12 protein-coding genes are annotated in these 13,049 nt (G+C 60.1%); 9 read left to right on the top strand and 3 right to left on the bottom strand.

The genetic code is table 11. The annotated features are described in order from the left end of the window. The first annotated feature begins 154 nt into the window (after positions 1-154). The 3 genes from aat (at position 155) to infA (ending at position 1,923) form a co-directional block, all read left to right on the top strand. Positions 155-835, top strand: a complete 681-nt coding sequence (gene aat / locus AC07OF_RS22405; RefSeq protein ID WP_157193214.1) for a leucyl/phenylalanyl-tRNA--protein transferase — start codon at positions 155-157, stop codon at positions 833-835. A 57-nt stretch (positions 836-892) separates the two neighbouring features. After that, complete coding sequence (locus AC07OF_RS22410; RefSeq protein WP_157193215.1) at positions 893-1,600, top strand: arginyltransferase; 708 nt, start codon at positions 893-895, stop codon at positions 1,598-1,600. Between the two features lie 104 nt (positions 1,601-1,704). Beyond that, positions 1,705-1,923, top strand: a complete 219-nt coding sequence (gene infA, locus AC07OF_RS22415) for a translation initiation factor IF-1 (protein WP_002553999.1) — start codon at positions 1,705-1,707, stop codon at positions 1,921-1,923. A gap of 135 nt (positions 1,924-2,058) precedes the next feature. On the opposite strand, the gene clpA is transcribed toward infA, so the two are convergent. Together clpA and clpS are read right to left on the bottom strand one after the other, a co-directional pair. Continuing rightward, positions 2,059-4,329 (bottom strand): ATP-dependent Clp protease ATP-binding subunit ClpA, encoded by a 2,271-nt coding sequence (gene clpA / locus AC07OF_RS22420; RefSeq protein ID WP_038612792.1) that lies wholly within the window; start codon positions 4,327-4,329, stop codon positions 2,059-2,061. A 30-nt stretch (positions 4,330-4,359) separates the two neighbouring features. Next, positions 4,360-4,722 carry an ATP-dependent Clp protease adapter ClpS gene (clpS, locus tag AC07OF_RS22425; RefSeq protein ID WP_009400967.1) on the bottom strand — a complete coding sequence of 121 codons (363 nt, stop codon included), beginning with the start codon at positions 4,720-4,722 and terminating at the stop codon, positions 4,360-4,362. 225 nt (positions 4,723-4,947) lie between these two features. Between clpS and cspD the strand changes: the two genes are divergently transcribed. Further along, on the top strand, positions 4,948-5,211 hold the full coding sequence (gene cspD / locus AC07OF_RS22430) for a cold shock domain-containing protein CspD (protein WP_198325370.1): 264 nt from the start codon (positions 4,948-4,950) through the stop codon (positions 5,209-5,211). 58 nt (positions 5,212-5,269) lie between these two features. On the opposite strand, the gene icd is transcribed toward cspD, so the two are convergent. Beyond that, on the bottom strand, positions 5,270-6,526 hold the full coding sequence (gene icd / locus AC07OF_RS22435) for an NADP-dependent isocitrate dehydrogenase (RefSeq protein WP_123567421.1): 1,257 nt from the start codon (positions 6,524-6,526) through the stop codon (positions 5,270-5,272). A 402-nt stretch (positions 6,527-6,928) separates the two neighbouring features. Here icd and AC07OF_RS22440 point away from each other — a divergent pair, with 402 nt between their 5' ends. From AC07OF_RS22440 to purB, 5 genes are all read left to right on the top strand, one after another. Next, positions 6,929-9,154, top strand: coding sequence for an NADP-dependent isocitrate dehydrogenase (locus AC07OF_RS22440; protein ID WP_495073463.1), 2,226 nt, complete (start codon positions 6,929-6,931; stop codon positions 9,152-9,154). Between the two features lie 82 nt (positions 9,155-9,236). After that, positions 9,237-9,677 carry an NUDIX hydrolase gene (locus AC07OF_RS22445; RefSeq protein ID WP_157193218.1) on the top strand — a complete coding sequence of 147 codons (441 nt, stop codon included), beginning with the start codon at positions 9,237-9,239 and terminating at the stop codon, positions 9,675-9,677. Positions 9,678-9,747: 70 nt separating this feature from the next. Further along, positions 9,748-10,869, top strand: coding sequence for a tRNA 2-thiouridine(34) synthase MnmA (gene mnmA / locus AC07OF_RS22450; RefSeq protein WP_157193219.1), 1,122 nt, complete (start codon positions 9,748-9,750; stop codon positions 10,867-10,869). After that, on the top strand, positions 10,869-11,489 hold the full coding sequence (gene hflD, locus AC07OF_RS22455; protein WP_128324651.1) for a high frequency lysogenization protein HflD: 621 nt from the start codon (positions 10,869-10,871) through the stop codon (positions 11,487-11,489). Before mnmA ends, hflD begins: the two co-directional genes overlap by 1 nt. A 178-nt stretch (positions 11,490-11,667) precedes the next feature. Beyond that, positions 11,668-13,038 carry an adenylosuccinate lyase gene (gene purB, locus AC07OF_RS22460; RefSeq protein ID WP_495073464.1) on the top strand — a complete coding sequence of 457 codons (1,371 nt, stop codon included), beginning with the start codon at positions 11,668-11,670 and terminating at the stop codon, positions 13,036-13,038. The last annotated feature ends 11 nt before the right edge of the window (positions 13,039-13,049 follow it).

The raw sequence follows: 13,049 nt of genomic DNA on the forward strand, positions 1-13,049 counted from the left end.
TTCCTATATCGCAATTTGAGCACGCATTTTCTTTTGTGACAAAGGCTTATGCGGTGTTTTTATGCAAGTGTGACAACAAAGGCCCATGCAAGTTGCGAAGGCTCCGGAATGGAGCGATGCTGGGCGCCCTCCCCTCCTGCGCCATTGAACGACGATGCTGACCTGGTTGAGCCGCGACTCCCTGACCTTCCCTGCGCTGGATAAAGCCCTGCGCGATCCCAACGGCCTGCTGGCCGCTGGCGGCGACCTTAGCGCCGAGCGCCTGGTGCAAGCCTACCGCCACGGTTGCTTCCCCTGGTACCAGGACGGCCAGCCGATCCTCTGGTGGTCGCCCGACCCGCGCACAGTGCTGTTTCCCGACGAATTGCACGTATCGCGCTCACTGCGCAAGTTCATCCGCCAGGGCCATTACCAGGTCAGTTTCGACCAGGATTTTGCCGCCGTGATCAAAGCCTGTGCGGCGCCCCGCAACTACGCCGATGGCACCTGGATCACCGACAGCATGCAGGCGGCCTACCTCAAACTGCATCAGCAGGGCTTCGCCCATTCGGTTGAAGTACGTCAGAACGGCGAGCTGGTGGGCGGCCTGTATGGCCTGGCCATGGGCCGACTGTTTTTCGGCGAGTCGATGTTCAGCCGCGCCGACAACGCCTCCAAGGTAGGTTTCGTGACCCTGGTCGAGCACCTGCAGCAGGCCGGTTTTGTCCTGATCGACTGCCAGATGCCGACCGACCACTTGCATAGTCTGGGCGCCAGGGCCATTGCCCGGGCGACCTTCGCCGACTACCTGCAGCGCTACCTGGACCAACCCAGCAGCGCCAGCTGGGTTTGCTAGGCGAGTTTTTCCAGCTGGCTTACACTTAAATCTAAAGCACCTCCCGAGGGGTTGATCATGACAGAGCTGGCGCGGTTGAAGTTTTATGCCACTCAACCCCATTCCTGCAGTTACCTGCCAGACGAACAGGCCACCACGCTGTTTCTCGACCCGAGCCAGCCAATGGATGTGAACGTCTACGCAGACCTGTCGGAAATGGGCTTCCGGCGTAGCGGCGACCACCTGTATCGCCCGCACTGCCAGAACTGCAACGCCTGCGTGCCGGCGCGGATTCCGGCTGCGCGCTTTCTACCCAACCGTCAGCAGAAACGCATCCTCAAGCGCAATGCCGACTTGACCGTCAGCGCCGCACGCCCGGCGTTCAAGGAGGAGTACTTCGAGCTGTACCGGCGCTACATCGAACAACGCCATGCTGACGGTGACATGTACCCGCCCAGCCGCGATCAATTTGCCACCTTCCTGGTCCGCGACCTGCCGTTTTCCCGCTTCTACGAGTTCCGCCTCAACGGCCGCCTGGTCGCCGTAGCGGTCACCGACCTGTTGCCCAATGGCCTGTCGGCGGTCTACACCTTCTACGACCCCGACGAAGAGCGCCGCAGCCTGGGGCGCTTCGCCATCCTCTGGCAGATCACCGAAGCCCTGCGCCAGGGTCTGGATGCGGTCTACCTCGGTTACTGGATCAAAAACTGCAAAAAGATGAACTACAAAACCCAGTACCGCCCCATTGAGCTATTGATCAATCAGCGCTGGGTAACCCTGAACTGAAATCATTGGCTTAAAATCCAGTTTTCGGGCACAATGCACGCCACTTTTTTTGCCTGGCGCAGTTGTGCACCGGGCCATTAACTGGACACCGAGGGCTTTACTGCATGTCGAAAGAAGACAGCTTCGAAATGGAAGGCACTGTCGTCGACACCCTGCCCAACACCATGTTCCGTGTGGAGTTGGAAAATGGGCACGTCGTTACCGCGCATATCTCCGGAAAAATGCGCAAGAACTACATTCGTATTCTGACCGGTGACAAGGTCCGCGTCGAACTGACGCCTTACGACCTGAGCAAGGGGCGCATCACCTACCGCGCCCGCTAAGCGACACCAACAAAAACGCCCGGCTATATGCCGGGCGTTTTTGTTGGTCTTCGAAAAGCATCGCCGGCAAGGCCAGCTCCCACAGGCTGGGCATACACCCTACCTGTGGGAGCCGACCTTGCCGGCGATTAGCCGTTATGCCATCTCAGCCGTGGTCTCGAACTCGAACACCAGCTCGCCATCGCGAATGTCGATGTGCACCACACCGCCGTGCTCGGCCAGCTCTCCGAACAGGATCTCTTCGGCCAATGGCCGTTTGATCTTGTCCTGGATCAGCCGTGCCATTGGCCGTGCACCCATCTGCGCATCGTAACCACCGGCAGCCAGCCAGCTGCGCGCCGCATCGCTCACCTCCAGCAGCACGCGCTTGTCTTCCAGTTGCGCCTGCAGCTCGATGAGGAACTTGTCCACCACACTCTTGATCGTCTCGTGACTGAGGCGACCAAACTGGATGATGGTGTCCAGACGGTTGCGGAACTCTGGCGTGAAGCTCTTCTTGATCACTTCCATGGCGTCGGAGGAGTGATCTTGCTGAGTGAAGCCGATCGAGGCTCGTGCAGCGGTTTCAGCACCGGCGTTGGTGGTCATGATCACGATGACGTTGCGGAAGTCCGCTTTGCGCCCGTTGTTGTCGGTCAGGGTACCGTGGTCCATCACCTGCAGCAGCAGGTTGAAGACTTCAGGATGGGCCTTCTCGATTTCATCGAGCAGCAATACGCAATGCGGCTGCTTGGTGATCGCTTCAGTGAGCAGACCACCCTGATCGAAACCGACGTAACCCGGAGGCGCACCGATCAACCGCGATACGGTATGCCGCTCCATGTACTCGGACATGTCGAAACGCACCAGCTCGACGCCCAAGGCCTTGGCCAACTGACGCGCCGCCTCGGTTTTACCGACACCGGTAGGGCCGGCGAACAGGAACGAGCCCACTGGTTTGTCCGGCGACTTCAAGCCGGCGCGCGACAGTTTGATCGCAGTCGCCAGCGAATCGATCGCTGCATCCTGGCCGAACACGGTCAGCTTCAGATCACGCTCAAGGTTACGCAGCAGCTCTTTGTCGGAACTGGTGACGTGCTTAGGCGGAATCCGCGCGATTTTCGCGACGATGTCCTCGACTTGTGGCACATCGATACGCTTGACGCGCATCTCCACCGGTTGCAGGCGCTGATAAGCGCCGGCCTCGTCGATCACATCGATGGCCTTGTCGGGCATGTGCCGATCATTGATGTAACGGGCCGCCAGCTCGGCAGCGGCGCGCAAGGCTTCATCACTGTATTCGATATTGTGATGAGACTCGAAACGCCCCTTGAGGCCACGCAGAATGCCCACGGTGTCTTCCACCGATGGCTCGCTGACATCAACCTTCTGGAAGCGCCGCGCCAGGGCGCGATCCTTCTCGAAGATCCCGCGAAACTCCTGGAAGGTGGTCGAACCGATGCAACGGATATCACCCGAAGACAACAACGGCTTGAGCAGATTGGAGGCATCCATGACGCCACCGGAAGCTGCACCCGCGCCGATAATGGTGTGAATTTCGTCGATAAACAGGATTGCCTGCGGCCGTTTGCGCAACTCGTTGAGCAGCGCCTTGAAGCGCTTCTCGAAGTCACCGCGGTACTTGGTACCGGCCAGCAAAGCCCCCAGATCCAGGGAATAGACCACGCTTTGCGCCAACAGGTCGGGTACCTGGCCGTCGACGATACGCTTGGCCAGGCCTTCGGCGATGGCCGTCTTGCCGACGCCGGCCTCACCGACCAGCAGCGGGTTGTTCTTGCGCCGACGGGCAAGGATCTGCGCTACGCGCTCGACCTCAAGCTCGCGACCGACCAGCGGGTCGATGCGCCCTTGACGGGCTTGCTCGTTGAGGTTGCTGGCATAGGCATCCAGTGGATTGCCCGACGATGAAGTCTCGCCGCCGTCCTCGTCCTGCATATCCTGCTCGCCCTCGGAGTGCTCACCATGGCCCGGCACCTTGGAGATGCCATGGGCGATGTAATTGACCACGTCGATACGCGCCACGCTCTGCTGCTTGAGCAGGAATACAGCCTGGCTTTCCTGTTCGCTGAAAATCGCTACCAGCACATTGGCACCGGTGACTTCACGCTTGCCCGAGCTCTGGACATGAAAGACTGCGCGCTGCAACACCCGCTGGAAGCCCAGGGTTGGCTGGGTTTCGCGATCCTCGTCATGCACGGGAATCAACGGCGTGGTGGAGTCAATGAACTCCTGCAGGTCGTGTTTGAGTTTGTCGAGGTTCGCGCCGCAGGCGCGCAGAACGGTCGCGGCGGCCTCATTATCCAATAGTGCCAGCAGCAGGTGCTCGACGGTCATGAACTCATGACGTTTCGAGCGCGCCTCCTTGAAGGCCAGATTGAGGGTGACTTCGAGCTCGCGGTTTAACATAGCTTCACCTCATACCCAAGTGGCCGGCGATTAACCGTCCTTCTCGATTTCACAGAGTAGCGGATGCTGGCTTTCCCTTGCGTATTGGTTGACCTGCATGGCCTTGGTCTCGGCGATGTCACGGGTAAACAATCCGCATACTGCCCGTCCTTCTGTATGGACGGCCAGCATGACCTTGGTCGCCAGCTCGCGATTCAGGTTAAAAAACACCTCGAGCACTTCGACGACGAAATCCATCGGTGTGTAGTCATCGTTGAACAAAACCACCTTGTACATGGGTGGCGCCTGCAGGGCCGGTTTGGCCTCCTGTACCGCCAGGCCAGAACCATCGTCCTCATGCGATTGCGGGCGATCCTGATTGAATGTTAGTCGAATCTGGCTATGTGCATGCATGGAAAGAATTTCATCATTTCGACAGGTTGGATTATGGATTGACCGCACAGGTGACGCGCAACTGCCGCCACCTCACCTTGACTATCGGCAAAACGGTGTTACAACCAATAAGAACCCACCGTGGTCGATAAAGATCCGCGCAGTCAACCAGAATTTTCGCAGGTTCATATGCGGATGGAGTGGATGATACTCCAGTGATGGAGTCCTTTGCAGAGGGATATGAGGATGGCAAGCGGTAAAGTCAAGTGGTTCAACAATGCCAAGGGCTATGGCTTCATCAATGAAGACGGGAAAACAGAGGATCTGTTTGCACACTACTCGGCCATTCAGATGGACGGCTATAAAACATTGAAAGCCGGTCAACCCGTCAAGTTCGAGATTATCCAGGGCCCCAAAGGCATGCACGCGGTGAACATCACCAGTGCAACCGTTCAACCCGCTGCCGCCACTACCCCCAACCCCAACCCGGAAGAAACAGTCAAGGCCTGACCCGCCAGACGAAAAAAAACCGGCCAGCCCGCAAGGGCCGGCCGGTTTTTTGTGCTGATTACATGTGTTTGATCAGCGCATCACCAAAACCGGAGCTGCTGACCAGCGTCGCGCCATCCATCAGGCGCTCGAAGTCATAAGTCACGGTTTTAGCCGCGATGGCACCATTGGTACCCTTGATGATCAGGTCAGCCGCCTCGGTCCAGCCCAGGTGGCGCAGCATCATTTCGGCCGAGAGGATTACCGAACCCGGGTTGACCTGGTCTTTGCCGGCGTATTTCGGCGCGGTACCGTGGGTGGCTTCGAACATGGCCACGGTGTCGGACAGGTTGGCGCCCGGCGCAATACCGATACCACCCACTTCTGCCGCCAGGGCATCAGAGAGGTAGTCACCGTTGAGGTTAAGGGTGGCAATCACGTCATATTCGGCCGGACGCAGCAGGATCTGCTGGAGCATGGCGTCAGCGATGGCATCCTTGACGATGACTTCACGGCCGGTTTTCGGGTTTTTGAACTTCATCCATGGGCCGCCGTCGAGCAGCTCGGCGCCGAATTCGTTCTTGGCCACTTCGTAGCCCCAGTCCTTGAAGGCACCTTCGGTGAACTTCATGATGTTGCCCTTGTGCACGATGGTCAGCGACTTGCGGTCGTTGTCCACTACGTACTGCAGCGCCTTGCGCACCAGACGCTGGGTGCCTTCCTTCGATACCGGCTTGATGCCGATGCCGCAATCCTGGTCGAAACGGATCTTGGTGACACCCATTTCTTCTTTCAGGAACTTGATGACCTTGGTCGCCTCAGGCGAACCGGCCTTCCATTCGATACCGGCATAAATGTCTTCGGAGTTTTCGCGGAAGATCACCATGTCGACGTCACCCGGCTTTTTCACCGGGCTCGGCACACCCTGGAACCACACCACCGGACGCAGGCAGACATACAGGTCCAGTTGCTGGCGCAGGGCCACGTTAAGGGAGCGAATACCTCCACCGACCGGGGTGGTCAGCGGACCTTTGATGGAGACGACGTAATCCTTGACCGCATCCAGGGTTTCCTGGGGCAGCCAGGTATCCTGGTCATACACCTGGGTGGCCTTCTCACCGGCGTAGACTTCCATCCAGGAAATCTTGCGCTTGCCCCCATAGGCTTTCTCTACAGCAGCATCGACCACTTTGATCATGACGGGACTGACGTCTACGCCAATGCCGTCGCCTTCGATGAACGGGATGATCGGATTATCAGGAACATTGAGAGAATGGTCCGCATTGACGGTGATTTTGTCGCCGACTGCCGGAACCTTGATTTTCTGGTATCCCATGCTGCACTCCGTTTTTTTTGGTGTGGTACGTCATCTGGATCCCCAGAGCGTACCCCAGATGCACGGCAACGGGAACCATGGCTGCGAATGCACCAAATTGGAGCTCGCGCACCTACATCTTTGGTCTAAAAAAGGCGCTGTTACACGTTGACCTTGATGATTACGAGCAAGGATTTGATATACTCGACCGGTGACCAAAGGGTCACTGGGGCGAACCGTCATTCAACCCCGACCAGACTGGGCTGTTACCGCAGTTCAGCCGTTTGACACTCGACTGATGCAATCCACCATCACTGCACAGAACCCTCGACCTTCTGCTCATAGATGTGTCTGAGCGAAGCGCCTACCCTGCGCACTTCGAGATTCTGCGCACGCTCAGCAAAACAGAGAGTTAACCCGAATATGCCCACCCGATCCAAGATCATCTACACCTTCACCGACGAAGCCCCTGCCCTCGCCACCTATTCACTGCTCCCCATCGTCGAAGCCTTCACCGCTTGCGCCGACATCGCCGTAGAAACCCGGGACATCTCTCTGGCCGGCCGCATCCTTTCTGCCTTCCCTGAACAGCTCGGCGCCGACAAGCAAGTGGCCGACCACCTGGCAGAACTGGGCCAACTGGCAACCACGCCAGAAGCCAACATCATCAAGCTGCCGAACATCAGCGCCTCGGTACCGCAGCTCAAGGCCGCGATCAAGGAACTGCAAGCCAAGGGCTTCAACGTTCCTGACTACCCTGAAGCCGCCGCTACCGATGCCGAGAAAGAAGCCAAGGCTCGCTACGACCGCATCAAGGGCAGCGCCGTAAACCCGGTTCTGCGCGAAGGCAACTCCGACCGCCGCGCGCCGCTGTCGGTCAAGAACTACGCACGCAAGCACCCGCACAAGATGGGCGCCTGGGCTGCCGACTCCAAGTCTCACGTGGCACACATGAGCCACGGCGACTTCTACGGCAGCGAGAAAGCCGCGCTGATCGAAGCCGATGACAGCCTGCGTATCGAACTGCTGGACAAGAACGGCACCACCACCGTTCTGAAAGAAAAGACCTCGGTCAAAGCCGGCGAGATCATCGACTGCGCAGTATTGAGCACCAAAGCCCTGCGCAAGTTCATCGCCGCCGAAATCGAAGACGCCAAGGCCAAGGGCGTACTGCTGTCGGTACACCTCAAAGCCACCATGATGAAGGTTTCCGACCCGATCATGTTCGGCCAGATCGTTGCCGAGTACTACCAGGACGCGCTGAACAAGCACGCCGCAGTACTGGAAGAGATCGGCTTCAACCTGAACAACGGTATCGGCGACCTGTACGCCCGCATCAAGGCCCTGCCAGCTGAACAGCAGGCGCAGATCGAAGCCGACGTCAAAGCCGTCTACGACGTGCGTCCGGCGCTGGCCATGGTCAACTCCGACAAGGGCATCACCAACCTGCACGTGCCAAGCGACGTCATCGTCGATGCCTCGATGCCGGCGATGATCCGTGACTCGGGCAAGATGTGGAACACCGAAGGTCAGCTGCAAGACACCAAGGCAGTCATCCCGGACCGTTGCTACGCGACCATCTACCAGGCCGTTATCGAAGACTGCAAGCAACACGGCGCCTTCGATCCGACCACCATGGGCAGCGTGCCGAACGTTGGCCTGATGGCGCAGAAAGCCGAAGAGTACGGCTCGCACGACAAGACCTTCCAGGCCAAGGCCGACGGCGTGATCCGTGTAGTTGACGGCAAGGGCAACCTGGTCCTGTCGCAGGAAGTCGAAGCCGGCGACATCTTCCGCATGTGCCAGACCAAAGACGCGCCGATCCAGGACTGGGTCAAACTGGCCGTCAACCGCGCCCGCGCCAGCAACACCCCGGCGCTGTTCTGGCTCGACCCGCAGCGTGCCCACGACGGCGTGCTGATCGAGAAGGTCCAGAAGTACCTGAAAGACCACGACACCGCCGGCCTGGACATCCGCGTCCTGTCGCCTGTCGAGGCGATGAAGGTTTCCCTGCAGCGCATCCGTGCTGGCCAGGACACCATCTCGGTAACCGGTAACGTACTGCGCGACTACCTGACCGACCTGTTCCCGATCATGGAGCTGGGCACCAGCGCCAAGATGCTGTCGATCGTGCCGCTGATGAACAACGGTGGCCTGTTCGAAACCGGCGCCGGCGGCTCGGCACCGAAACACGTACAGCAACTGGTTGAAGAGAACTTCCTGCGCTGGGATTCCCTGGGCGAGTTTCTGGCCCTGGCCGCTTCCCTGGAGCACCTGGGCACTGCCTACGCCAACCCGAAAGCCAAGGTACTGGCGGCAACCCTGGACCAGGCCACCGGCCAGTTCCTGGACACCAACAAGTCCCCTGCGCGCAAGGTTGGCGGTATCGACAACCGTGGCAGCCACTTCTACCTGACCCTGTACTGGGCACAGGCTCTGGCTACCCAGAGCGACGACGCCGCCCTGCAAGCGCGCTTCGCCCCACTGGCAAAAGCCCTGGCCGAGAACGAAGCGACCATCGTCGCCGAACTCAACGCCGTTCAGGGCAAGCCGGCTGAAATCGGTGGTTACTACTACCCGGATGCCGAGCTGACCAGCAAAGTGATGCGTCCGAGCCAGACCCTCAACAGCGCGATTGCCGCCCTGTAAGGTTCGCTTGACGTAACATCGGAAGCCCCGGCCACGCACCGGGGCTTCTGCTTTTCCGGGCTACCACCACAGGACCAACTGCATGACCTGGCAACCCCACATCACCGTCGCCACTATCGTCGAAGACCAGGGCCGCTTCCTCATGGTCGAGGAATTCAAAGCCGGCAAACACGTCTACAACCAACCCGCCGGGCACCTGGAAGCCAACGAGAGCCTGCTCGACGCCGCCCGCCGTGAAACCCTCGAAGAAACCGCCTGGGAGGTCGAACTGACCGGCGTAGTCGGCATCTACCTCTATACCGCCCCGAGCAATGGCGTGACCTACCAACGCGTGTGCTTCGCCGCCCGCCCACTCAAGCATCACCCCGAGCGCGCCCTGGACAGCGACATCGTCCGCGCCGCATGGCTGACCCGCGACGAATTGCTGGCAGACCCTGAACGCTGGCGCAGCGAGCTGGTGCCACGCTGTATCGACGACTACCTGGCCGGGCCGCTACACAGCCTGGCATTGATCCGCGACTGACAGTGACGATGCCTTGAAGGCCGTAGCCTGATAGAATTGTTGTCTTTTTCCAGATACACAGCCGGTACCTATGACCAGTCCAGCACTTTACGAACCCGAAAAGACACGCGTTATTGTCGGCATGTCCGGCGGCGTGGACTCTTCCGTCTCCGCCCTCCTGCTGATGGAGCAGGGCTACCAGGTGGAAGGCCTGTTCATGAAGAACTGGGAAGAGGACGACGGCACCGAATACTGCACCGCCCGCGAAGACCTGGCCGACGCCCAGGCCGTGTGCGACCGCATCGGTATCAAGTTGCATACCGCCAACTTCGCCGCCGAATACTGGGACAACGTCTTCGAGCACTTCCTGGCCGAATACAAGGCCGGACGCACGCCGAACCCGGACATCCTGTGCAACCGCGAAATCAAGTTCAAGGCGTTCCTCGACTACGCCCTGATGCTCGGCGCCGACCTGATCGCCACCGGCCACTACGTGCGCCGCCGCGACACGGACGGCCGCACCGAACTGCTCAAGGGCCTGGACCCGAACAAGGACCAGAGCTACTTCCTGCACGCCGTCGGCGGCAAGGAAATTGCCCGCACTCTGTTCCCCGTTGGCGAGCTGGAAAAGCCCGAAGTACGCGCCATTGCCGAGAAGCACGGCCTGGCCACTGCGAAGAAGAAAGACTCCACCGGCATCTGCTTTATCGGTGAGCGCCGCTTCAGCGACTTCCTCAAGCAGTACCTGCCAGCACAGCCTGGTGAAATCCAGACCACTGAAGGCGAAGTCATCGGTCGCCATCACGGCTTGATGTACCACACCATCGGCCAGCGCCAGGGCCTGGGCATCGGCGGCCTCAAGGACGCCGGCGACGAGCCGTGGTACGTGCTGGAAAAAGACCTCGCCCGCAACGTGCTGGTGGTGGGTCAAGGCAATGAGCATCCATGGCTGTTCTCCCGCGCCCTGCTCGCATCGGAGATCTTCTGGGTCAACCCGATCGACCTGTCCAGCCCACGGCGCCTGACCGCCAAGGTGCGCTACCGCCAGAGCGATCAGGATTGCACCCTGGAACTGACCGCAAGCGGCTACCGTGCCGTATTCGACGAACCCCAGCGTGCGGTGACCCCGGGCCAGTCGGTGGTGTTCTATGACGGTGAAATCTGCCTGGGTGGCGGCGTGATCGAAACGGCCGAGCCGTGGAGCGCTCGCTGATGAGCTCGATCCAAGAGCAACTGATCGCCCTCGGCGGCGTGTTCCAGGCTGCAGTGCTGGTGGACCGCATCGCCCGCACCGGCCAGGCCAGCGAGGCCAACCTGGGCTGCATGCTGGGCAGCCTGCTGGTGCGCGACCCGCAAAACACTCTGGAAGTATTCGGCGGCGACGACCTTAACCTGCGTGACGGCTACCGCGCCCTGGCCAGCGCCCTGGAGCGCGATCCGGGCAGCCTGCAACGCGAGCCGTTGCGCTACGCGTTGTCGATGCTTGGTCTTGAGCGTCAACTGGCCAAGCGTGGCGACATGCTTGATGTGATCGGCAATCGACTGCCACAGATCCAGTCCCAGGCCGACCATTTCGGCCTGGTGCATGAAAACGTCATTGCCTCCAGCGGCGCCCTGTATCAGGACACTTTGAGCACCTTGCGCCAGCGCATCCAGGTACACGGCGACATGCGCCACCTGCAGCAACCAAGCAACGCCTCGAAGATCCGCGCGCTGCTGCTGGCCGGTATTCGCGCGGCACGCCTGTGGCGGCAGCTGGGCGGGCATCGCTGGCAACTGGTGGTCAGCCGGCGCAAATTGCTCAAAGAGCTGTATCCGATGCTGCGCGGCTGACAAAGTCATCGCGGGGCAAGCCCGCTCCCACAGAGTCATCTCATACTTGTGGGAGCGGGCTTGCCCCGCGATGTAGCCAAAGATTTACTGGCGGACCATTGGTCAGCCACCCGACTCGGGCGCATTTTTCATGTATGATATGCGCCCTCTTCAAAGCCTGACTGTCCGAGAACACCCCATGCAGCTTTCCTCGCTCACTGCGGTTTCCCCTGTTGACGGCCGTTATGCCGGCAAAACCCAGGCCCTGCGCCCTATTTTCAGCGAATACGGCCTGATCCGTTTCCGCGCCCTGGTCGAGGTGCGCTGGTTGCAGCGCCTCGCCGCTCATCCGCAAATCGCTGAAGTTCCAGCGTTTTCCGCCGAAGCCAATGCACTGCTCAATGGTCTGGCCGATGAGTTCGCCCTCGAGCACGCCGAGCGCGTGAAAGAAATCGAGCGCACCACCAACCACGACGTCAAGGCCATTGAGTACCTGCTCAAAGAGCAGGCTGCCAAGCTGCCAGAGCTGGCCAAGGTGAGTGAATTCATCCACTTCGCCTGCACCAGTGAAGACATCAACAACCTGTCCCACGCCCTGATGCTGCGCGAAGGCCGCGATACCGTGCTGCTGCCGCTGATGCGCCAGATCGCCCAGGCGATCCGTGAGCTGGCTCACCGCTTCGCCGACGTGCCGATGCTGTCGCGCACCCACGGCCAACCGGCTTCGCCGACCACCCTGGGTAAAGAGCTGGCCAACGTCGTCTATCGCCTCGAGCGCCAGATCGCTCAGGTCGCCGCTGTCCCACTGCTGGGCAAGACCAACGGCGCCGTAGGCAACTACAACGCCCACCTGTCGGCCTACCCGCAGATCGACTGGGAAGCCAACGCCCGCGCCTTCATCGAAGACGAGCTGGGCCTGGTGTTCAACCCGTACACCACGCAGATCGAGCCGCACGACTACATCGCCGAGCTGTTCGACGCAATCGCCCGCTTCAACACCATCCTGATCGACTTCGACCGCGATATCTGGGGCTACATCTCCCTGGGTTACTTCAAGCAGCGCACCATCGCTGGTGAAATCGGTTCCTCGACCATGCCGCACAAGGTCAACCCGATCGACTTCGAGAACTCCGAAGGCAACCTGGGTATCGCCAACGCACTGTTCCAGCACCTGGCCAGCAAGCTGCCGATCTCGCGCTGGCAGCGCGACCTGACCGACTCCACCGTGCTGCGCAACCTGGGCGTCGGTTTCGCCCACAGCGTGATTGCCTACGAGGCCAGCCTCAAGGGCATCAGCAAGCTGGAAATCAACGAAGCCCGTATCGCCGAAGACCTGGACGCCTGCTGGGAAGTCCTCGCCGAGCCGATCCAGACCGTCATGCGCCGCTACGACATCGAGAACCCCTACGAGAAGCTCAAAGAGCTGACCCGTGGCAAAGGCATCAGCCCGGAAGTACTGCTGACCTTCATCGATGGCCTGGACATGCCGGCTGAAGCGCGCGAAGAACTGAAAAAGCTGACCCCAGCCTCTTACATCGGTAACGCTGCGGCTCAAGCCAAACGCATCTGATCTGCGCCCTG

It is taken from the genome of Pseudomonas sp. GW821-FHT10B02 (assembly GCF_059415665.1).